The following is a 23,170-nucleotide window of genomic DNA, read 5'->3' on the forward strand; positions in this document are numbered from 1 at the left end:
TCCATTTTTGCGTAGGAAGAGGTATTTTATGAGAACTTTTGCAAGCCCTTCTCGCTATATTCAAGGTGAAGATGCCTTATTTGAAAATGCAAAACAGATTTTGAACTTAGGAAACCATCCAGTTTTGCTTTGTGACAACACTGTTTATCAAATTGTAGGAAAGAAGTTCCAATCCTGTCTTACTCGCTATGGACTTCATATATTGCATGTCAGTTTTAATGGTGAAGCTTCGGATAATGAAATCAATCGGGTAGCTGCTTTAGCTGAAAAAGATGGAGCAGATCTAGTGATTGGTCTTGGTGGTGGAAAAACAATTGACAGTGCTAAGGCAATTGCAGATTTATTGGGAAATCCCGTCGTGATTGCACCGACTATTGCTTCGACAGATGCACCAACATCAGCTCTTTCAGTAATTTATACTGAGGAAGGAGCATTTGAAAAATATATTTTTTACACCAAGAACCCAGATCTTGTTCTAGTAGATTCAAAGGTCATTGCTCAAGCTCCAAAGCGCTTGTTGGCTTCTGGAATTGCAGATGGTTTAGCGACTTGGGTTGAAGCGCGTGCGGTTATGCAGGCAAATGGAGAGACCATGCTGGGACAAAGACAGACTTTAGCAGGCGCAGCTATTGCTCAAAAATGTGAAGAAACTCTTTTTGCAGATGGTTTACAAGCACTGGCTGCTTGTGAGGCGCAGGTGGTAACACCAGCTCTTGAGCATATCATTGAGGCTAATACGCTTCTCAGCGGTGTTGGTTTTGAAAGTGGTGGATTGGCTGCTGCTCATGCCATTCACAATGGATTTACAGCTCTGACTGGTGATATTCATCATCTGACTCATGGAGAAAAAGTAGCTTATGGAACGCTAACACAGCTCTTTCTTGAAAACCGTCCAAAAGAGGAGTTGGAAAAATATATTCGTTTCTATCAGAAAATTGGTATGCCTACGACTTTGGTAGAAATGCATTTAGAAAATGCCAGCTATGATGATTTGCTCAAGGTTGGTAAGCAAGCTACTATTGAAGGTGAAACCATTCATCAGATGCCGTTTAAGATTTCAGCATCTGATATTGCAGGTGCTATCCTAGCAGTCGATCGTTATGTAAACTCCTTATAAAAATAAAAAGAAACAAGTCCGATTAGATTGGACTTGTTTTTTCGTGTAGTGATAGCTAAAAGTTTTAATCAGAAATAATAAACGCCTGATGCACATTGAAAATGTTATAATGATAATAAATGTGAGAAATAAATGCAAACTAGTGGAGGACAGATTGAGTAAAAAATTAGAAAACATGAGTTTAGAAGAATTATGGCAGTTGTTTCCCATATTTCTTGTAAAACATAATAAAGAATGGGCGGATTGGTATGATGAGGAAGCAACTGCTATTTTGTCCCTGATACCAGCTAAATATATAGTAAGAATATTTCATATTGGTAGTACTGCGGTTCAAAATATATGGGCAAAGAATATAGTAGATATATTACTTGAGGTTCGATTAGCAGAAGAACTAGAAATAGTGAAAAATATTCTTGTTGAAAATAATTGGCTATGCATGAGTCAAAGTACACGACGAATCTCATTAAATAAAGGATACACGGAGCAAGGTTTTGCAGAAAAAGTCTTTCATCTTCACATTAGAGTTGTCGGAGATAACGATGAACTGTACTTCAGAGATTACTTACGTGAGAATCATAATGTAGCGAAAGAATATGAACATTTAAAGCTGAACTTATGGAAGAAATTTGAACATGATAGAGACGGCTACACTGATGCAAAGTGTAAGTTTATTAAACGATATACTAAAATTGCAAAAGAAAAATTTATAGGAAGATATTAAAATAGGTACGAGCGCTGTGATCGTGCTTTTTTACTTGCTTGAAATGTGGTAAAATGGATGTAACTAAAATATGAAACGAGTATAAAATGGCGAAAAAATCAAACGCAAATATTGGATTTGAAAAAGAGGTAGTGTATGCGATTTATATTGAAAATTATCTTATTCCCGATTAGTCTTATCTTATCAATTTTGACAACTTTTCTGACATTCTTGCTTGGCATAGGAACGGTGTTGTTGTATATCGTTATGATGTTGCATATTTGGAGCATTAGCTTCTTTCAATCAAGGAGAAGTCGGAATAGGCATATCAGGATTGATTATCGGCTTCCTATTTAGTCCTTACAGGCTTCCGATGATAGGAGAAACAGTGATAGCGTTTATCAAATTGATAAATGATAAGATTAGGGCGATATAGATAGATTGGAATTTGGAGGGGGATAATCAAGGTGAATGAAATTAATGAATATGTTCGCGATAGTTTTTCTAAATCCGGTGATATTGTCATAAAATCTATGATGGGCGGATACCTTGTATATTTTAATGGTAAGCTGATAGGTGACATTTGTAATAATGAACTGTTTTTAAAGAGAACGCCGACATCGGACAGACTGCTTGCAGATTCCGAACTGCGTTATCCGTATGAAGGTTCAAAAACCTTGATGCATGTATTTGATAGTTTTGATGATAAGGCTCTAATTCTGGAACTTCTGGATGGTATGTATGCTGAACTTCCGGAAAAGAAACCTGCGAAAGCCAGATGAGAAAGACAAATCTTAATTTATTAGATGAAAGTTAATTAGAAATTATGGAGGTAGTAATGAATAAGATTACTTGTATTTGTTTAGGTGTTAGCGATATGGAAAAGTCAATAAAGTTTTACAGAGATGGTTTAGGATATAAGACTGACTGTAAAGAAAATAATCCACAGGTATGTTTTTTCAATACTCCAGGAACAAAATTTGAACTATTTCCTTTAGAACAATTGGCAAAAGATATTGATGAAAATAACCCACCAAAGAGAAATGGATTTTCTGGAATTACATTAGCGTACAATGTTGAACAAAAAGAAGATGTTGATAGTGTAATTGAATTAGTACAAAATGCTGGTGGAAGAATTGTAAAAGAACCGCAAGACACTTTTTGGGGTGGATATCACGCCTATTTTTCTGATTTAGATGGATATTACTGGGAAGTTGCATGGGGACCAAATTTTAAGTTTGACAAAAATGGACTATTGAAATTTTAGTAATTAAAGAAGATATAAAAAATGGCTTCAAGCAAAGAATACTTAGACTTTATTTTAGAACAAGTATCTGAATTAGATAATATTAGTTATAGAGCTATGATGGGAGAATTTATTATCTATTATAATGGAAAAATTATTGGCGGAATACATGATGATAGATTACTTGTTAAACCTGTGCAGATATGCCAAATGTAGTGTATGACTTGCCGTATGATGGAGCAAAAGAAATAATTCTTGATTATAGTAGAATTTTGAACGAAAAAATTCAATTATGATAGAGTTAAAAAATGACCTTGTCCCTCTTGAACGAGGGAGCAAGGTCATTTTTGTTATCTCAGTATTCATTTGATAAGAAATTGTTTATTTCATCGTAGGGAACAACAATACGTCACGAATAGAAGTGACATCTGTCAACAGCATAATCAAGCGGTCAATTCCAATTCCGAGACCTCCAGTTGGTGGCATGCCGTATTCAAGAGCTTCTACGTAATCGTAGTCGATACCAGTTGCTTCATCATCTCCGAGTTCCTTGGCTTTAGCTTGCGCTTCAAAACGCGCTAATTGGTCGATTGGGTCGTTCAACTCGGTAAAGGCGTTGGCAAATTCACGTCCAACGATAAAGAGTTCAAAGCGGTCTGTAAAGCGTGGGTCATCAGCATTTTTCTTAGCAAGAGGTGAAACTTCAACTGGATGCCCATAGATAAATGTAGGTTGAATCAAGGTATCCTCAACAAAATCTTCAAAGAAAGCATTGATAATGTGACCGACTGTAAAATGCTTTTCAACCGTTACATGGTGTTCCTTAGCTAGTGCAGTGGCCTCTTCGAGAGTCATTTCTTTCCAGAAATCAATGCCAGTTTGTTCTTTAATGGCTTCTAGCATGTGTTTACGTGCAAACTTGCGACCGATAAAGATTTCAGTACCTTGATAAGGGACACTTTCGGCATCTGTAACAGCTTTAGCTGCACTTTGGATAATCCCTTCTGTCAAGTCCATGATATCTTCAAAGTCTGCGTAAGCCTGATAAGCCTCGATTGTAGTGAACTCAGGATTATGAGTAGCGTCCATACCTTCATTACGGAAAATGCGTCCCATTTCATAGACACGCTCCATACCACCAACAATTAGACGTTTTAAGTGCAATTCAGTCGCGATACGAAGCACCATATCAATATTTTGCGCATTGTGATGGGTGATAAACGGACGAGCAGCAGCACCACCAGCTTCATTATGTAGCACAGGCGTTTCAACTTCAAGGAATCCTTGATTGTCAAGATAGCGACGGATTTCAGAAACGATGCGGCTACGAGTCACGAAGCGTTCAAAGCTTTCACGATTGGAAATCAAATCCAAATAACGTTTACGATAAATCGTTTCAACGTCTGTTAGTCCATGGAATTTTTCAGGCAATGGACGAAGTGCTTTAGAGAGGTGTGTAATGTGAGTTGCTTTAATCGAAAGCTCTCCCATATCTGTACGCATAACCTCACCTTCAATACCAAGGAAGTCACCAATATCTGCTTTTTTGAAAATTTGATAATTTTCTTCACCAACAGTATCTTTTCTGACGTAGATTTGAATTTGCCCTTCGCGGTCTTGGATATGAGCAAAACCGACTTTTCCTTTACCACGCTTGGTCATAAGGCGGCCAGCAATTGTAGCAGTTTCAGCTAATTCGTGCAGTTCTTCTTTTGTTTTATCATTATATTTTTCTTTTAATTGGGCAGAATCTGCGGTACGTTCAAAACGTTTACCAAATGGGTCAATGCCTTGTTCTGCTAAAGCAGCCATTTTTTCACGACGAATCAGCTGCTGGTCATTTAATTCTTCAATATGTTCAGTAGTCATATTCTTCCTCCTAAAGTTTACCTTCCTCATTCTATCATAAATAAGGCAGAAATTCACCTATAAATAAAGAAAAAACCGTGATTTTATACGCTCACGGTTTCAATTGTTTTTAAGTGATCAACATTGTTCCAATCAAGAAGTGTAAAATGTTCAAAATCTTGTGTTTCAAGAATAGTGACACTTCCATTGGCAAGGCCTCCCTGCTGACGCAGTTGAGCAAAGTCATAGCCTAATAACAAACGTAAAGAAGCGGTTAAATTCGCTCCATGACCAACAAAAAGAAGATTTTCATAAGATTGTCCTTTTTGTGATTTAATGAAGTCTATTGTACGTCGTGTAGTATTATAGACCGATTCTGCACCAAAAATAGAGTTGTTGAATTTTGCCAAATTATGACGAAAAGCTTGCATCTGATGAGGATAGATGGCGGTAATTGTAGAGATTTTCTGTCCTTCTAGGGAGCCAAGCTGCCATTCGCGTAGCTCTGTATGTGGTTCAACAACTGATGAATATTGATTTTCACTACAGATGATCTGTGCAGTTGCCATTGCGCGTGGTAAATCACTTGAAAAAATCTTGTCAAATTTAATGTAAGCCATGTGTTTTCCAAGCAAGTGCAATTCTTCAATAGAAGTCTCAAGCAGCGGTGAATCACCATTAGCTCCTTGAAAGCGCCCTTCTAAATTCCATTGAGTTTTTCCGTGTCGAACGAAGTAGAGTTTCATACAGTTCCCTTTCTATTTTGAATCCTCTTTTATGTCTGCAAAGGTTGCCTCGACAAAATTTGCTAATTCCTTTGCGTTTATTTCAATACTGTGTCCTAATTCTCCAGCTGAGACAATAATAGTCTCGCGTGTTAAAGCTGAATTGTCAATGTAAATAGGAAAGTGGTGTTTTTGCCGAATGCCGACAGGATTATTTGCGCCATGGATATAACCCGTTGTTTTTTCCAACTCCTTTTGCGGAATCATGCTGACTTTTTTGTTGCCAGATATTTTAGCTAGTTTTTTTTCTGCAAGGTGTTTTGTTATGGGCACAATTCCAATGACTGTTCCTGTTTTATCACCTGTTAGAGCTAAAGTTTTATAAATTTGTGAGCGCTCTATTTCTTCAGGTAATTGTCCTTCTAAAGCATTAATTTGGAGGCCTTTGTGAGGAATTTTTGCTTTTGTTAAAATTTGCTCTACAAGAGTTTTCTTAATTTTTGTTTTTTTAGCCATTATTTATACTTTTCCTCCAATTGGCTCATCCAAGCGCCCAGCCAAGTTCCCAAACCAAAGAAGAAGGCAGCAGTAACTAAAGTGATGATAGAAGTATTAGCATAATGAATACTTTCACTGTTCCCAGGATTTGGTACCAAGATGAGAATGGTACTCGACAAGACAATACCGATGATAAAATGATATACTCGAGAATGATAATTTTCCAAAGCATAGTGCATAGATTTGGAAAAAATCACAAATGCGAGGAGACCGCCAATTCCGATTGGTAAAAAGGTTCCCAAAATATCTAAAGATTTAAAACCGATTAGCATAGGAGAATACAGTCCCAAAATTAAGAGCAAATTTGAAGGACTTAATCCTGGAACGAGAATTCCCAGTGCGATAAGGGCACCAGCTAAAATAAAAGTCAAGAAATTTGCTGGCAATGTTCCGACTAAACTATTGAGGAAATAAATGCAAATCCCAGAGATGAAAAAAGTGGCTACGAACCAAATAACATCAGTTCGGTCGCGATCAGATTCTCTGGTAGATTCGTTTAGCAAACTTGGAGTCGTACCGATAATCGCTCCTGCAAATCCCCATAAAACAATGATTTTATAATGCTCTAAGAGATATTCAACTGGCAGGGAAAATAGTGCAATCCCTAAAACTATTCCAATACCAACAGGTAAAAAATAGAGTACATTTTCACGAAAATTCTCTTTTATATGCGCTAAAAAATAAATCATCCGCTCGTAAATCCCCAAAATAGTGGCTAAAACTCCACCAGATACCCCAGGGAGAATAAATCCTAGCGCGATGACAATTCCCTTAAAAATTCTGATTAACCAAGAAATCATTCATTACTCCCTAAACTTTTCTTTGTTAGTCATTATAACATATTTAGAAACAAGAAAGTAGTGATAACTAGACGAGAAGAAAAGAAAAACTCTGCAAAGTTTTCGATTCAAACTATTACAGAGTTATTATTTTCCATTACCAAATAATTTTTTAAATGTTTTTGTCTGATTTTTTAAAGGAGATAGCTGATTAAGATCGACATCATGTGCAAAACCACCAATTGAGCCTTGTGATGTGTATTGATGTAAATCGTATTTTAAGTCTGTCTTAGGGGCAGTGTTGTAATAACCGTCATTATAGCCGTAAGTTGGAATCCAAATAGCTGTGAATTTCTTAGTTGAGATACTGTGTTCTTCAAGGAAATAGGTTCCGACATAAATCCCGATGTTCTTAGCACCCAATGATGATAACTTAGCGCGAAAAGCTTCAACACCAGCATTCATGTTCTCCATAGTTTTTTCTTCAACATCTAGCCAGTAGTAGGTCGGTTTGTATTTTGAAGCAGCTTTATAAAAACTTTCGGCAGCTTTTTGCATTTCTTTCTTGTTGCTACCTGCCACATAAGCATAGACAGCGACAGGAATATTTCGTTTTTGAAATTCTTCTATGTGGCGTTGATAGGATTTATCAATTCCGTTTAAGTGTGTAGCTGCATTTTCTTTTTTTGCTTGTGCTCCGCTATGCACGCGTATAATGGCGCCAGAAACATTTTTTGCTAGTACGTCATAGTTAATATCACTTGGCAATTGCCAGCCGGACAAGTCAATGATTGGTTTATAGGCTTTGTCTGCTTCATCGGAATCTGAAGTATCAGTTGACTGAGAAGCAGCTGATGTTTGTGTAATAGCGTCCTTTTGCTGTTTAGTTTCCTTGTTTTCTGAATAATGCTTCGCTCCTAAAATAATCGCAATGAAGCTAACAAAGAAAACAAAGACAACAAGCGGTTTAATCCTCTTTCTCATATAATTTCATTTTAACGTAAAGTCAGATAAAAAGCAAAATAAACTAGTAGAAAATAAGTATTTGTCATCAAATTGAAATATTAAAGAAAGCGGTTTATTGGACATAATGGTGAAGAATGCTTATAAATCCTATTCATAAACTCAGTTATTGTTCTTTTTTTAGTTAAAGTTTAGCCTAGATACTGCAAGGATTTAAAAAATACCGTTCGTCAAATACTTTTTTTTTACCCTGAAAAGTGGTATAATGTTCGGTGAAAATTTAATAATATTAGGTGAACTATGAAAATTGATAAACGCCACCTGCTGAATTATTCCATTTTGATTCCTTATTTGGTTTTATCTATTTTGGGATTGATAGTTGTTTATTCAACGTCAAGTGCCACTTTAGTACAGGTAGGAGCAAATTCGCTCAGATCTGTTTTAAATCAAGGAATTTTCTGGGTAATCAGCTTACTTGCCATTGCTTTAATTTACAAAATAAAGTTAGATTTCTTAAAAGACAATCGACTGATTGTCATTGTTATTTTTGTGGAAATCTTGCTTTTAATTTTATCTCGCTTCCTTGGTGCCCGAATCAATGGTGCACATGGTTGGTTACGATTTGGTCCGATTAGTCTCCAGCCGGCTGAGTATTTAAAAATTATTCTGATTTGGTTTTTAGCACAGCGGTTTTCTCATCAGCAAGATGAAATCGCAACGTATGACTATCAGGCTTTAACACGAAATCAACTGATTCCACGCGCACTGAACGATTGGCGAATTCTGGTCGTGGTGCTCATTGGGATTGTGGCAGCGCTGCCTGACTTGGGGAATGCGACCATTCTTTTGCTGACGACCTTAATCATGGTAACGGTTAGTGGGATTGGTTATCGCTGGTTTTCAACTCTTCTTGGGATATTGGTCACTCTTTCCACAGCAGTTTTAGCAGGCATCTGGTTGATTGGTGTGGAAAAAGTTGCTCAGGTTCCTGTGTTTGGCTATGTAGCAAAACGATTTAGTGCCTTTTTTAACCCCTTTAAAGATTTATCAGGCGCAGGTCACCAGCTAGCTAATTCCTATTATGCCATGAGCAATGGCGGTTGGTTTGGCTTAGGATTAGGAAATTCTATCGAAAAACGTGGTTATTTGCCAGAAGCACAGACAGACTTCGTCTTTTCCATTGTTATTGAAGAATTTGGATTTATCGGTGCCAGCTTGATTTTAGCCCTCTTATTTTTCCTTATTTTGCGGATTATTCTTGTGGGAATTCGAGCGAAAGATCCATTTAATTCTATGATGGCTCTTGGTGTCGGTGGAATGCTACTGACACAGACGTTTGTCAATATTGGAGGAATTTCCGGTTTGATTCCTTCGACGGGTGTCACCTTCCCCTTCTTATCACAAGGTGGAAATAGTTTGTTGGTATTATCCGTAGCGATTGCTTTTGTGTTAAACATTGATGCCAATGAAAAACGAGAAAGTTTGTATAGAGAAATCGAAGAAACCAATCACGGTTTAAGAATTATTCGCTAACGTTAGATTGAGCAAAAGCTTATTGAAAGGTGTAGATTATGTCACTTCAAAAATTAGAAAATTACAACAATAAAGAAGTTATCAAAGAAGAAGTTACGATTCTGACGGACTTATTAGAAGAAGTTACAAAAAATATGCTGAGTCCTGAAACCTTTGAAAAAATCATTGCTTTAAAAGAATTAGCAGCAGCTGGAAATTATGAAGGGTTAAATGAGATTGTTCAAAGTCTATCGAACAAGGAAATGTCCTATATTTCTCGTTATTTTTCAATCCTGCCTCTTTTAATCAATATTTCAGAAGATGTGGATTTGGCTTTTGAGATTAACTATCAAAATAATGTGGGTCAAGATTATCTTGGGAAATTATCCACAACGATTGATTTGGTTGCTGAAAAGGAAAACGCTGCTGAAATTTTGGAGCATTTGAATGTGGTCCCTGTTTTAACAGCTCATCCAACTCAAGTGCAACGAACGACTATGCTGGATTTGACCAATCATATTCACGTTTTGTTGCGTAAATACCGCGATGTGCGAATGGGCTTGCTCAATGAGCAAAAATGGCACAATAATCTTCGTCGGTATATCGAAATTATCATGCGGACAGATATGATTCGTGAGAAGAAATTAAAAGTGACCAATGAAATCACCAATGTGATGGAATACTACAATAGCTCTTTCTTGCAGGCGGTGACTAATTTAACAGAAGAATACAAGCGCCTAGCCAAAAAACATGGAATTGACTTAAAAAATCCAACCCCTATTACAATGGGAATGTGGATTGGTGGCGACCGAGATGGAAATCCTTATGTTACAGCTGAAACATTGAAAAAATCCGCTTTGACCCAATGTGAAGTGATTATGAACTATTACGATACGAAAGTTGCTAATTTGTACCGTGAATTTTCTTTGTCAACAGGTATCGTAAAAGTTAGTGAAGCGGTGCAGGAAATGGCTTATCTGTCAGAAGATAATTCTATTTACCGCGAAAAAGAATTATATCGTCGAGCCTTCTACCATATTCGAACAAAACTGAAAAATACAAAGACTTACTTTATTAGCCAAATCAAAACAGAGCCACATTACCACAAAATTGAAGAATTTAAACATGATTTACTAGCTATCAAGCAGTCTCTTCTTGAAAATAAAGGCGAAGCAATGATTTCTGGTGAGTTTACTGAGTTGCTTCAAGCAGTGGAAGTATTCGGTTTTTACCTTGCTTCCATTGATATGCGACAAGATTCTAGTGTTCATGAAGCCTGCGTTGCGGAGTTATTAGCGAGCGCAGGAATTGTGGAGCATTATAGCGAGCTTTCTGAAGACGAAAAATGTCACGTTCTGCTAAATGAACTTCTCTATGATCCGCGGATTCTTTCTGCTACACATGCTAAAAAATCTGCCCTTTTGCAAAAAGAATTAGAGATTTTTCAAACGGCGCGTGAGTTGAAAGACAAGCTAGGAGATGCGGTTATTAAGCAAACCATTATTTCTCATGCTACGAGCGTGTCTGACCTTTTAGAGTTGGCTGTTATGCACAAGGAAGTTGGTCTCATTGACAAAGAATTTGCGCGTGTACAGATTGTGCCGCTCTTTGAAACCATTGAAGACTTGGATAATTCCTATGACACGATGAAGAAATACTTATCTCTTCCAATCGCTCAGAAATGGATTGCCTCTAATAACAACTATCAAGAAATCATGCTGGGCTATTCAGACAGCAATAAAGACGGTGGTTACTTATCATCCTGCTGGACTCTCTATAAAGCGCAACAGCAACTGACAGCTATTGGAGATGAATTTGGTGTAAAAATCACCTTTTTCCACGGTCGTGGTGGAACGGTTGGTCGTGGTGGCGGCCCTACTTATGAAGCTATTACCTCTCAGCCTCTCCGCAGTATCAATGACCGGATTCGCTTGACAGAGCAAGGAGAAGTCATTGGCAATAAATACGGAAATAAAGACGCTGCTTATTACAATTTAGAAATGCTGGTGTCGGCAACGATTAATCGTATGATTACCAAGAAAAAGAGCGATACCAGCACATCTAACCGCTACGAGCGCATTATGGATCAGGTAGTGGAACGAAGCTACCAAATTTATCGTGATTTGGTTTTTGGAAATGAGCATTTTTATGATTATTTCTTTGAATCAAGTCCGATCAAAGCTATTTCCAGCTTTAATATTGGTTCGCGACCGGCTGCGCGTAAAACAATTACTGAAATCGGTGGCTTGCGTGCCATTCCGTGGGTCTTTTCATGGTCGCAAAGTCGGGTGATGTTCCCTGGTTGGTATGGTGTTGGATCCAGCTTTAAAGAATTTATTGATGAAAATCCAGAAGAAAATCTTGCTTTCTTGAGAAAGATGTATAAAAATTGGCCTTTCTTCCAATCGCTTTTGTCCAATGTAGACATGGTGTTATCAAAGTCGAATATGAATATCGCCTTTGAATATGCTCAATTGTGTGAAGATAAAGAAGTACAAGAAATTTATTATACAATTTTGGATGAGTGGCAATTAACCAAGAATGTTATTCTTGCTATTGAAGATTATGATGACCTGTTAGAGGAAAATCCATACTTGCGAGACAGTTTGGACTACCGCATGCGTTACTTTAACATTTTGAATTATATTCAGCTAGAACTCATCAAGCGTCAACGCCGTGGAGAATTATCCTCGGATGAAGAACGATTGATTCACATCACAATCAACGGAATTGCGACAGGACTGAGAAACTCAGGCTGATGAAGAATGAAAAATCGGATTATTTCCGATTTTTTTATATCTTTGTAACCCAAAACGCTTCCAATTCGTTATACTAGTGAAGGAAGGGGGATGAGGATATCAAACTAGATGATTATGAAAAAGTCTTGATTACCTTTGCAAAAGAAATCGTCTATTATCTGCAAGGCTCAGGCGTTCCAAAAGAGCAAGCAGAAGATGTTGTTCAGGATGTTTTTATCAAAATGCTAGAGTCTGATTTTGTCATCCCTGCTCAAAAAATGCGAGCTTGGATGTATCGTGTGTCCATTCGCCGCTATATTGATAAATACCGGCGTGATAAGCATTATATGGAAATTCTGAGACGAGATTTTTTTACAAAGGGAAATCAATTGATTGTTGAAGGATCAGACTACGACTTTCTCATGGAGGAGGTGGAAAAGTTGCCAATACGGGATAAAATCATGTTGGATCTTTATTATTTTCAAGGGTTCTCAACAGGCGAAATAGCAGAAGTGCTTCATTATTCTAAAAGCAAGGTCAAGGTTCAGCTCATGCGCAGTCGAAAGAAACTTCGACAGGTTTTGGAAAAGAAAGGATATCATCATGGAAACTTTTGAAATCGTTGCAAAGAAAAACAAAAAGCGAAATACCAAGCGGATTATCCTCTGGTCAACAACAGTAGTGGTAGTATTTTTTGGAATATATATTGGTGCTCGTATGATTACGGGAAAACTCATCAGCAACCAAGCTTGGAAGGTAGTCAATGAGGTACAACTAGTTGAAAGCGTTGCCTTTCCTAATATTGAAACGTATACCTGGTCTGCTAATGGTGGGGACATGCTCCATGGTGGTATTAAAGGTAGACAAGCTAAAGATATTTATGGAATTCCACTCGACTATGGTGAATATAAGGCAGATTTTGGAATTTTTAATATCAATCGAGGAATCCTTTTTCATGCAAATTCTGGCAGATATACAGAATCTGGGGCAACTATTCAAATAGAAAATAACCAAAAAGTGCCACAATTCTACAATAAAGATGTGAAAGAGGAGAAAGGAGAATCTGTCCATGAACCAACCCAAGAACTTCCTTATATCAAAGAAATGAAAAATCAACTGGTAGAAGTGGCTCTGACCTTTGATAAACCATATAGTTTAAAAGAAATTCGGGCTATGATACCTAAGAATCTAAAGACCAATTGGTATTGGATTGGTACAAATTCAACAAGCGATCCAAGTTGGTGGCAACCAAGTAATCTATACGGCACAAGTCCAGATTATCTAACGAAAAAAGAATATGTTCACAAAAAGGAAGCAGAAGAAGCTATTAAAAATCTCAAAGAAGGAGAGAGACTGAGTAACAGACTTGCCCAAATGAAAGATGTAGATGGATTCTTGGTTAATCTGAAGAAATATATTAAAAGTGGATTTGGAAAAAGTACCTACAATAATGTAACTCCGTCAGATGATATTAAAACCTACTTGAAAAAATTTGGTAAGCTAGACTTGTCTAAAAAAGAAGACTTAGAAAAATTAGAGTTCTCAGGCGTTATCCTAACAGGAAAATCTGAAAATTTTGCACAGCTGGAAGGTAAGGAGTGGATTTATGCATCAAGCATTGGAGCTTCTATACCAAATCAACCATACTACAAGTTGGACAAAGAATAAATTGATAAAAAAGGCGTAAAATGCTTGCAATTTGAAGAAAATTTGATAAAATAGTAAGGAAAGTTAGACTGTATTGCCTACTGTCTATCTATAAAATATATTTTATTGGAGGCTTTTACTCAAATGGCAAAAGAAAAATACGATCGTAGTAAACCACACGTTAACATCGGTACAATCGGACACGTTGACCATGGTAAAACTACCCTAACTGCAGCTATCACGACTGTACTTGCACGTCGTCTTCCAAGTTCAGTTAACCAACCAAAAGATTATTCATCTATTGATGCTGCTCCAGAAGAACGCGAACGCGGAATCACTATCAACACTGCACACGTTGAATACGAAACTGCTAAACGTCACTATGCTCACATCGACGCTCCAGGGCACGCGGACTACGTTAAAAACATGATCACTGGTGCTGCTCAAATGGACGGAGCTATCCTTGTAGTAGCTTCAACTGACGGACCAATGCCTCAAACTCGTGAACACATCCTTCTTTCACGCCAAGTAGGTGTTAAATACCTTATCGTCTTCATGAACAAAGTTGACTTGGTTGACGATGAAGAATTGCTTGAATTGGTTGAAATGGAAATCCGTGACCTTCTTTCAGAATACGATTTCCCAGGTGATGAAATCCCAGTTATCCAAGGTTCAGCTCTTAAAGCTCTTGAAGGTGATGAAAAATATGAAGACATCATCATGGAATTGATGGATACTGTTGATGAATACATTCCAGAACCAGAACGTGACACTGACAAACCATTGCTTCTTCCAGTCGAAGATGTATTCTCAATTACTGGACGTGGTACTGTTGCTTCAGGACGTATCGACCGTGGTACTGTTAAAGTCAACGACGAAGTTGAAATCGTTGGTATCCGTGACGAAATCCAAAAAGCAGTTGTTACTGGTGTTGAAATGTTCCGTAAACAATTGGACGAAGGTCTTGCTGGAGATAACGTAGGGGTTCTTCTTCGTGGTATCCAACGTGACGAAATCGAACGTGGACAAGTTCTTGCTAAACCAGGTTCAATTCATCCACACACTAAATTCAAAGGTGAAGTTTACATCCTTACTAAAGAAGAAGGTGGACGTCATACTCCATTCTTCAACAACTACCGTCCTCAATTCTACTTCCGTACTACAGACGTTACAGGTTCAATCGAACTTCCTGCAGGTACTGAAATGGTAATGCCTGGTGATAACGTAACAATCGACGTTGAATTGATCCACCCAATTGCCGTAGAACAAGGAACTACATTCTCTATCCGTGAAGGTGGACGTACTGTAGGTTCAGGTATGGTTACAGAAATCGAAGCTTAATTCAATTAAGTTCCCAGATGAACAATTAAAGTCAGACAAATGAGCTCCGCTGTTGCGGGGCTTTCTTTTTTATGATTTCATTCGACTCAGTCTTTATTTCTCTATTAAATTATGGTAAAATAATAGATGTAAATAAAAAAAGAAGAGGTATGTGAAATGTCACGTAAACCATTTATTGCTGGTAACTGGAAAATGAACAAAAATCCAGAAGAAGCTAAAGCTTTTGTAGAAGCAGTTGCAAGTAAACTTCCTTCATCTGATCTTGTTGAAGCAGGTATCGCAGCTCCTGCACTTGATTTGACGACAGTTCTTGCTGCAGCAAAAGGTTCAAATCTTAAAGTTGCTGCACAAAATACTTATTTTGAAGATGCTGGTGCATTTACTGGTGAAAATAGTCCCAAAGTTCTTTCTGAAATGGGTCTTGATTATGTTGTAATTGGTCACTCTGAACGTCGTGACTATTTCCATGAAACAGACGAAGATATCAACAAGAAAGCTCATGCTATCTTCCGCAACGGTCTTCTTCCAATCATCTGCTGTGGTGAATCTCTTGAAACTTACGAAGCTGGTAAAGCAGTGGAATTTGTAGGTGCTCAAGTATCTGCAGCCCTTACAGGATTGACAGCAGAACAAGTGTCTTCTCTTGTCATTGCTTACGAACCAATCTGGGCTATCGGTACTGGTAAATCAGCTACTCAAGACGATGCTCAAAAAATGTGTAAAGCAGTTCGTGATGTTGTAGCAGCTGACTTTGGTCAAGAAGTGGCTGACAAAGTACGTGTACAATACGGCGGCTCAGTAAAACCGAACAATGTAGCTGAATACATGGCATGTCCGGATGTTGACGGTGCCCTTGTTGGTGGAGCATCACTTGAAGCAGAAAGCTTCCTTGCATTGTTGGACTTTGTAAAATAATTCTTAAAAGAAATAGTTAGCTTGCCATATTTTATGGCAGGCTTATTTTAAAATGGAGAAATAAAATGAAAAAGAAAAGTTTATTTTATTTAGCAAGCACAGCTATTTTAATTGCAGCTAGTTCACATCAGGTTTTTGCTGATGAACCTGTAAAAACTTCTACGCCACAGCCGACAGTAGAAGTCAATAAACAAGAAGCTCATTCTTCAGTTGAACTCCAAACAAAAGAAGTAACTCAAACTGCTCCAATAAATCAAACAACTTCATCTTCTTCATCTAAAAATGAAGCAACTGCTTCATCAACCGCTTCAACTGAAGCTAAAGTTTCAGAAGAACAAAATGTTGTAAAAGAAAATTCGACAACTACAACTGAGACTAAAAAAGACAACAAGTCAACTTTTTTTGCTGCACAGAATAATCAAGCAACAGCTAGAAGTAATCCTGATGCACAAGTGAAAAAATCAACTTTTGTGGATGTCAGCAGTCATAATGGACATATCAGCAAAGAGGATTATCAACATTTAGCTGAAAAAGGGGTAAATGGGGTTGTTGTCAAATTAACAGAAGGAACGAGTTATAAAAATCCTTATGCGGCTTCTCAAACACAGAATGCACAAGCGGCAGGTATGCAAGTGTCGGCTTATGCTTTTTCTCATTATACTAATGAAGCAGAAGCAAGAGCAGAAGCGCGCTATTTTGCAGAGGAAGCAAGGCGATTGAACCTTCCTTCCTCAACTGTTATGGTAAATGATATTGAAGATTCTGATATGCGTCCGAATATCAATGCAACTACTCAAGCTTGGGCAGATGAAATGCGGCGTATGGGTTTTTCAAATTTGATGTACTATACAAGTGCAAGTTGGCTTGATCGAAATAATCTCAGAACGAAAGGACCAATCCAAACAGAGCAATTTGGCTTGGAGAATTTCTGGGTAGCACAATATCCAACTTCAAAATTAAGTGCAGATGATGCGAAAACACTGAAATATAATAGTGAAGCAGGTGCTTGGCAGTTTACTTCGCAAGCTGAACTACTACTTGGTCGTCATGTTTTTGACCAAAGCGTGGATTATACTGGACGATTTACGAATAAGGCAACTCCAAGCAATCGTGCTGTAAATCAGCCAATAAAGGGAAAAATCACGGTTCAAAACAAGAATCCTAACACGGGAACCTTTGATGTGATTGTGTCGGACGTTTCTGCTCCTTACGGCGTTCGTGAAGTGAAAGTACCGACCTGGTCTAATGTCAATGGTCAAGATGACATTATTTGGTATACAGCTGCTAAACAGGCTGATGGAACTTATAAAGTAACAGTAAGGGCAGTAGATCACAAATTTTCTACAGGACTCTATCACATTCACCTTTATTACATCCAAAATAATGGGAAGTTGGTTGGCGTAGGTGGAACAACTACCGAGCTTTCATTTGGACGACCTCAAGGAAAAGTGACCATTGCTAATAATAATCCAGACACAGGAACTTTTGATGTCCTTATTTCCAATGTTTCCAGTCCTTATGGCGTTCGTGAAGTGAAAGTTCCAACTTGGTCCAGCATCGGTGGTCAAGATGATATTATCTGGTATACTGCTAAGAAACAAGCCAATGGAACTTACAAAGTAACAGTTAAAGCGACTGATCATAAAAAATCAACTGGAGAGTATAATATTCATGTATATTATATCCAAGAAAATAATCAGTTGGTAGGAGTAACAGGGACAACGACAACAGTTTCGATTGCGCATCCTAAAGGTACTTTGACTATCACAAATAACAATCCAGACGCAGGAACTTTTGATGTGATTGTCTCAGGCGTTTCCAGTCCAGATGGTGTTCGTGAAGTGAAATTACCGACCTGGTCTAATGTAGATGGTCAAGATGATATTATCTGGTATACCGCTAAAAAACAAGCTGATGGAACGTATAAGACAACTGTCAAGGTAAGTGATCACAAATATTCAACAGGTCTATATAATGTTCATCTGTATTATATCCAAGACAATGGCAAAATCGTTGGAGTAGCAGGAACGCAAGTAATTGTATCTTTAGCAAGAGCAAAAGGCAATATTACAATTGCGAATAATAATCCTAACACAGGAACCTTTGATGTGATTGTTTCAGGTGTTTCTAGCCCTTACGGCGTTCGTGAAGTGAAATTACCGACCTGGTCTAATGTCAATGGTCAGGACGATATTATCTGGTACACTGCCACTAGACAGGCCAATGGAACTTACAAAACAACTGTCAAAGCGAGTGACCATAAAAGAAGCACAGGTTTGTACCATATTCATCTTTACTACATCCAAGGAAATGGTAAAATCGTTGGGATTGGTGGCACAACGACAGAAGTTTCAATTGCACGTCCAAAAGGTACATTAACAATTCAAAATAAAGATGCCAATAAAGGGACTTTTGAAGTAATTGTTTCCAACGTTTCTAATCCAGATGGTGTTCGTGAAGTGAAATTACCGACCTGGTCTAATGTCAATGGTCAGGACGATATTATCTGGTACACTGCCACTAGACAGACCAATGGAACTTATAAGGCATTCATTAAAGCAAGTGATCATAAGAATTCAACCGGTTTGTACTATATTCATTTGTACTATGTTCAAAACAATGGAACATTAATTGGAGTAGGCGGTACATCAACCAATGTGACAATTTCTGCGGAAAACCTTAAACCAACTGGAAAAATCACGATTCAAAATAATAATCCTAAAACAGGAACATTTGACGTGGTAGTGTCTAATGTTTCCAGTCCTTATGGTGTTCGTGAAGTGAAATTGCCAACTTGGTCTAGTGTGAATGGTCAAGATGACATCATTTGGTACACTGCTGCGAAACGATCAGACGGTACCTATAAGATAACTGTGAAAGTGAGTGACCATAAGAACTCAACCGGAGAATACAATATTCATTTGTATTACATTCAAAACAATGGTAAACTCGTTGGAGTGGCGGGCACCACAGTACAAGTTTCTAAAACGTCTTATCCGACACCATATTATTCTCAACGTGATAGTCGTTGGGCAAGACGAACTTATGGTGGCTATACGTTTGCTGCAACAGGCTGCGTTCCAACGACAGTCGCTATGGCAATTTCTGGTATTACAGGACAGACTGTTTTACCAACGACTGTGGCAGATTATCTCTATCATTCTACGAACGAATTTAATAAGAGAAGTTACGGAACAACGAGCCACGGAATTGTATTAGCAGCACGGCATTGGGGCCTAAAAACAGAGACTTTAGGGTCAACTGCAGCTGTGCGAGAAGCACTTGCTATGGGACACCATGTGCTTGGTGCAGTAGGAACCAGTATATTTGCAAATTATCCTGTTACGCATGAGCTAGTCATGAGGGGCTATAACAACGGAATGACTTACGTAATGGATCCGTATAATGCTAATAATAATGGCTATTATTCAGTAGATTATTTATTTAGAGTACGGAGTTTGGATCCAACTGATAATACAGAAGGTTCTCCGTTCATGACAATTAGATCGTAATGTTGTGTCTGCTCTGTGAGAACGAAGTTTCTGCCATTTTATCGGTTTAGTAATGAAAGGCTGAAACTACGAACTAAAAATTTTAAATGTTTAGTTCTGTCTTATTCTCTTTTTGATGAAAAGTAAGAAGCTCTATGATTTCTAAGGTTATTCCTATAGAAATCATAGAGCTTACTTGTTTTTGTTCGAATTTGTTTACTATTATTTTCCCAAACAAAATTGGCTGAAAAGTTGGCTAATGAGTTCATCAGGAGCGGCGTCACCTGTTATTTCACCAAGGATTTCCCAGGTCCGAGTCAGATCTACTTGCACTAAGTCAACAGGCATTCCTAAATCCAGTCCCTCATTGACAGCTTGGAGACTTTCGACAGCTTTTTCAATCAGAGAAATATGGCGAGCGTTAGAGAGATAAGTAGCGTCTTGTTCTACAATGCCTGCATTTTCAAAGAAAAGTTGGTTGATTCGTTCTTCGATTTTATCAATATTTTGATTTTGAAGAACAGAAATCTTGATAAAGTCATCGGGAAGCTGGTCAACTTCGATCTTCTCCTCTAAGTCAGTTTTATTGAGCAGCAAGATACGATTGGTGTCTTGACTGATTTCTAACAGTTTGCGATCTTGTTCTGTCAATGGCTCACTAGCATTTAACACAAGAAGTACAAGGTCAGCGTCTTGGAGCGCTTTTTTGGAACGCTCTACTCCGATTTGTTCGACAATATCATCTGTATCACGAATACCCGCAGTATCAATCAACTTGAGTGGCACTCCGTTGATGTTGACATATTCTTCAATGACATCGCGAGTGGTTCCAGCAATGTCCGTTACAATAGCCTTATCTTCACGGAGCAAGTTGTTAAGGAGACTAGATTTTCCGACATTAGGGCGACCAATAATAGCAGTCGAAATTCCTTCGCGTAGAATCTTACCGCGGCGAGCTGTTTTTAAAAGTTGAGTCAGCAGTTTTTCAAATTCAGCAGTTTTTTCACGCAACAGTTTGGTAGTCATTTCCTCAACGTCATCATATTCTGGATAGTCAATATTGACCTCGACTTGAGCTAGTGTGTTAAGAATTTCCTGACGTGTGTTGTTGATGAGGTCGGACAGAGAACCGTCCAGTTGCTTGACGGCGATATTCATGGCTTTGTCCGTTTTTGCCCGAATAATGTCCATGATAGCCTCTGCTTGCGTCAAATCCACACGTCCATTGAGAAAGGCGCGCTTGGTAAATTCACCAGGTTCTGCCATTCTGGCACCTTCGCGAATAGCTAATTGGAGAATTTCGTTGGTCACAGCGATTCCACCGTGGGTGTTAATCTCAATCACGTCTTCGCGCGTGAAGGTTTTAGGAGAACGCATAGCTCCAATCATAACTTCATCTAAGATTTCGTTTTTTTCTGGGTCAATAATGTGCCCATAATTTAGTGTGTGACTGGCAACGGTACTCAGATCTTTTCCTTTGAAGATTTTTTGAGCAATGGCAAAGCTGTTCGTCCCGCTCAGTCTAACAATGCCGATAGCTCCTTCACCAAGAGGAGTGGAAATGGCAGCAATCGTATCAAATTCTTTGGTTATCATCAATTTAATCCTTATAATGTGTTTATGCAATCTATATTCATTGTAACGCAAAACAAGGTTAGTCGCAAGGTTTTTACATGCTATTTTTGTTCAAATAAGTTCATCATCTCTCTTTAATACAATAAAATAAATTTTAAGAAAGGTTCAATCATCATTCGCTTATTCGTTTGATATATCAAATTATAACGGAGAAAATTTGGAATTTTTGGTGTCTTATAATCAAGAAAAATAGAATATTCGGATTTTAGAATGTTTGTAAAAAAGGGATCATTTAAAAAGAAAGTGGTTTCATTTTTGGGGTGCTAAAGTTGGCAAATCATGGTATACTAGAAGCAGATTGAATAAAGGAGCAAAAATGGAAAACCTCAAAAAAATGGCAGGAATCAAAGCTGCAGAATATGTGAAAGACGGTATGGTAGTTGGTTTAGGAACGGGTTCGACTGCCTATTATTTTGTGGAAGAAGTTGGACGGCGTATCAAGGAAGAAGGACTGAAAATAACAGCAGTTACAACTTCAAGCACGACGAGTGAACAAGCTCGGCGTTTAGATATTCCTTTGAAATCAATTGATGAAGTAGATGAAGTAGACGTGACCGTTGACGGAGCTGATGAGGTGGATACTGACTTCAACGGTATCAAAGGCGGTGGCGGCGCTCTGCTTATGGAAAAAGTTGTCGCAACTCCAACCAAAACCTACATTTGGGTAGTTGATGAAAGTAAAATGGTTGGTAAACTAGGTGCTTTCAAATTACCGGTAGAAGTCGTACAATACGGAGCAGAACAGCTTTTCCGTCGTTTTGAACATGCAGGCTATAAACCGTCATTTCGTGAAAAAAATGGGAAGCGCTATGTCACGGATATGCAGAATTTCATTATCGATCTTGACTTAGGCGTGATTGAAAATCCAGTCGAATTTGGGCAAAAGCTAGATCATGTAGTCGGTGTGGTAGAACATGGACTCTTTAATCAAATGGTGGATATGGTCATTGTTGCTGGAAGAAACGGCGTGCAAATTTTAAAATCAACCAAATCAAAAGGAGAATAGAATTTTATGTCACATGTTATTATATTTATGTCATTGTCATGGATTCGGTCCGAATTAGTATTGCACTAAATGCTGTTCAAAAAGAACAAGAAAGATTAGAATATGCTCTTGAGAGTGGGATGTAATTGTGTCATTCAGCATTTTTCGAGTGAAAATTAAAAAAGATATAAAAGGATAAAGATATGAATTTAATGGATAAAATTAACGAAACAGCACAGTTTTTAAAAGATAAAGGAATTACTGCACCAGAATTTGGTTTGATTCTCGGTTCTGGTTTGGGAGAATTAGCTGGTGAGATTGAAAATGCTGTCAGCATTGACTATGCAGGCATTCCAAATTGGGGTCGCTCAACGGTGGTTGGGCATGCTGGAAAATTGGTTTATGGCGACTTAGCAGGTCGGAAAGTACTGGCTTTGCAAGGACGTTTTCATTTTTACGAAGGAAATCCAATGGAAGTAGTGACTTTCCCAGTCCGTGTAATGAAAGCGCTAGGCTGTGAAGGTGTCATTGTTACCAATGCCGCTGGAGGGATTGGATATGGTCCAGGGACGTTAATGGCTATTTCAGACCATATCAATCTGACGGGGCAAAATCCTTTGATTGGAGCGAATTTGGATGAATTTGGTCCACGCTTCCCAGATATGTCTGATGCTTATACAAAAGCTTACCGTGAAAAAGCCCACACCGTAGCAGAAAAATTAGGCATTGAATTGAAAGAAGGAGTTTATCTGGGTGTGACGGGACCAACGTATGAAACACCAGCAGAAATCCGTGCTTTCCAAACATTAGGCGCAAGTGCTGTTGGTATGTCAACTGTTCCGGAAGCAATTGTGGCAGCTCACTCAGGCTTGAAGGTATTGGGAATTTCAGCTATTACAAACTTTGCAGCTGGTTTTCAAAGCGAGCTAAACCACGAAGAAGTCGTAGAAGTGACAGAACGTATCAAGGA

The 23,170-nt window shown here is 38.2% G+C and carries 19 protein-coding genes and 2 pseudogenes; 15 read left to right on the forward strand and 6 right to left on the reverse strand.

Going from position 1 to position 23,170, the window contains the following annotated elements; all coding sequences use genetic code 11:
- The first annotated feature begins 28 nt into the window (after window positions 1–28).
- The 6 genes and pseudogenes from HMPREF3249_RS05835 to HMPREF3249_RS05855 all read left to right on the forward strand — a co-directional run.
- Window positions 29–1,117, forward strand: a complete 1,089-nt coding sequence (locus HMPREF3249_RS05835) for a glycerol dehydrogenase (protein WP_070867519.1) — start codon at window positions 29–31, stop codon at window positions 1,115–1,117.
- Between the two features lie 154 nt (window positions 1,118–1,271).
- A complete protein-coding gene (locus tag HMPREF3249_RS05840; protein WP_049493335.1) occupies window positions 1,272–1,838 on the forward strand; it encodes a GrpB family protein in 567 nt (188 codons plus the stop codon).
- Between the two features lie 135 nt (window positions 1,839–1,973).
- Window positions 1,974–2,253, forward strand: a pseudogene (locus HMPREF3249_RS09245) (CD1845 family protein).
- A 31-nt stretch (window positions 2,254–2,284) separates the two neighbouring features.
- A complete protein-coding gene (locus HMPREF3249_RS05845; RefSeq protein ID WP_003028998.1) occupies window positions 2,285–2,599 on the forward strand; it encodes a TfoX/Sxy family protein in 315 nt (104 codons plus the stop codon).
- A 56-nt stretch (window positions 2,600–2,655) separates the two neighbouring features.
- Window positions 2,656–3,084, forward strand: a complete 429-nt coding sequence (locus HMPREF3249_RS05850) for a VOC family protein (protein ID WP_049533099.1) — start codon at window positions 2,656–2,658, stop codon at window positions 3,082–3,084.
- A gap of 21 nt (window positions 3,085–3,105) precedes the next feature.
- Window positions 3,106–3,320, forward strand: a pseudogene (locus HMPREF3249_RS05855) (TfoX/Sxy family protein); the annotation flags it as partial.
- A gap of 124 nt (window positions 3,321–3,444) precedes the next feature.
- Here the strand turns inward: HMPREF3249_RS05855 and lysS are convergent.
- The 5 genes from lysS to HMPREF3249_RS05880 form a co-directional block, all read right to left on the reverse strand.
- Window positions 3,445–4,932, reverse strand: a complete 1,488-nt coding sequence (gene lysS / locus HMPREF3249_RS05860; protein WP_049533098.1) for a lysine--tRNA ligase — start codon at window positions 4,930–4,932, stop codon at window positions 3,445–3,447.
- Between the two features lie 83 nt (window positions 4,933–5,015).
- The gene (locus tag HMPREF3249_RS05865; RefSeq protein ID WP_059220934.1) at window positions 5,016–5,657 is read right to left on the reverse strand and encodes a histidine phosphatase family protein; all 642 of its coding nucleotides are present in this window, start codon (window positions 5,655–5,657) and stop codon (window positions 5,016–5,018) included.
- Window positions 5,658–5,669: 12 nt separating this feature from the next.
- Complete coding sequence (locus HMPREF3249_RS05870) at window positions 5,670–6,152, reverse strand: aminoacyl-tRNA deacylase (RefSeq protein ID WP_059220932.1); 483 nt, start codon at window positions 6,150–6,152, stop codon at window positions 5,670–5,672.
- Window positions 6,152–6,994, reverse strand: coding sequence for a DUF368 domain-containing protein (locus tag HMPREF3249_RS05875; RefSeq protein WP_070867520.1), 843 nt, complete (start codon window positions 6,992–6,994; stop codon window positions 6,152–6,154). Before HMPREF3249_RS05875 ends, HMPREF3249_RS05870 begins: the two co-directional genes overlap by 1 nt.
- 126 nt (window positions 6,995–7,120) lie before the next feature.
- Window positions 7,121–7,957: a glycoside hydrolase family 25 protein gene (locus HMPREF3249_RS05880; protein ID WP_003023924.1), complete on the reverse strand. Its 837-nt coding sequence runs from the start codon at window positions 7,955–7,957 to the stop codon at window positions 7,121–7,123.
- Window positions 7,958–8,236: 279 nt separating this feature from the next.
- Between HMPREF3249_RS05880 and ftsW the strand changes: the two genes are divergently transcribed.
- The 7 genes from ftsW (at window position 8,237) to HMPREF3249_RS05915 (ending at window position 19,601) form a co-directional block, all read left to right on the forward strand.
- Window positions 8,237–9,469 carry a cell division peptidoglycan polymerase FtsW gene (gene ftsW, locus HMPREF3249_RS05885; RefSeq protein ID WP_070867521.1) on the forward strand — a complete coding sequence of 411 codons (1,233 nt, stop codon included), beginning with the start codon at window positions 8,237–8,239 and terminating at the stop codon, window positions 9,467–9,469.
- A gap of 38 nt (window positions 9,470–9,507) precedes the next feature.
- Window positions 9,508–12,207 carry a phosphoenolpyruvate carboxylase gene (gene ppc, locus HMPREF3249_RS05890; protein ID WP_059220925.1) on the forward strand — a complete coding sequence of 900 codons (2,700 nt, stop codon included), beginning with the start codon at window positions 9,508–9,510 and terminating at the stop codon, window positions 12,205–12,207.
- Between the two features lie 125 nt (window positions 12,208–12,332).
- Window positions 12,333–12,803: an RNA polymerase sigma factor gene (locus HMPREF3249_RS05895; protein WP_059220923.1), complete on the forward strand. Its 471-nt coding sequence runs from the start codon at window positions 12,333–12,335 to the stop codon at window positions 12,801–12,803.
- Entirely contained in the window at window positions 12,790–13,854 is a 1,065-nt protein-coding gene (locus tag HMPREF3249_RS05900) for an anti sigma factor C-terminal domain-containing protein (RefSeq protein WP_059220921.1), read from the forward strand. Before HMPREF3249_RS05895 ends, HMPREF3249_RS05900 begins: the two co-directional genes overlap by 14 nt.
- A gap of 123 nt (window positions 13,855–13,977) precedes the next feature.
- On the forward strand, window positions 13,978–15,174 hold the full coding sequence (gene tuf / locus HMPREF3249_RS05905) for an elongation factor Tu (protein WP_003023932.1): 1,197 nt from the start codon (window positions 13,978–13,980) through the stop codon (window positions 15,172–15,174).
- Window positions 15,175–15,330: 156 nt separating this feature from the next.
- Entirely contained in the window at window positions 15,331–16,089 is a 759-nt protein-coding gene (gene tpiA / locus HMPREF3249_RS05910) for a triose-phosphate isomerase (protein WP_059220882.1), read from the forward strand.
- A gap of 65 nt (window positions 16,090–16,154) precedes the next feature.
- Window positions 16,155–19,601 (forward strand): GBS Bsp-like repeat-containing protein, encoded by a 3,447-nt coding sequence (locus tag HMPREF3249_RS05915; RefSeq protein ID WP_059220880.1) that lies wholly within the window; start codon window positions 16,155–16,157, stop codon window positions 19,599–19,601.
- Window positions 19,602–19,802: 201 nt separating this feature from the next.
- Here the strand turns inward: HMPREF3249_RS05915 and mnmE are convergent, their stop codons facing one another.
- A complete protein-coding gene (gene mnmE / locus HMPREF3249_RS05920) occupies window positions 19,803–21,176 on the reverse strand; it encodes a tRNA uridine-5-carboxymethylaminomethyl(34) synthesis GTPase MnmE (RefSeq protein ID WP_049534332.1) in 1,374 nt (457 codons plus the stop codon).
- Window positions 21,177–21,531: 355 nt separating this feature from the next.
- Between mnmE and rpiA the strand changes: the two genes are divergently transcribed.
- Window positions 21,532–22,221: a ribose-5-phosphate isomerase RpiA gene (gene rpiA, locus HMPREF3249_RS05925; protein ID WP_059220878.1), complete on the forward strand. Its 690-nt coding sequence runs from the start codon at window positions 21,532–21,534 to the stop codon at window positions 22,219–22,221.
- Between the two features lie 182 nt (window positions 22,222–22,403).
- The coding region (locus tag HMPREF3249_RS05930) for a purine-nucleoside phosphorylase (protein WP_070867522.1) at window positions 22,404–23,170 on the forward strand (767 nt) is incomplete at its 3' end.

Origin of the sequence: Streptococcus sp. HMSC36C04, from assembly GCF_001839535.1 — a bacterium.
In the GTDB taxonomy this organism is placed as follows: Bacteria; Bacillota; Bacilli; order Lactobacillales; family Streptococcaceae; genus Streptococcus; species Streptococcus hominis.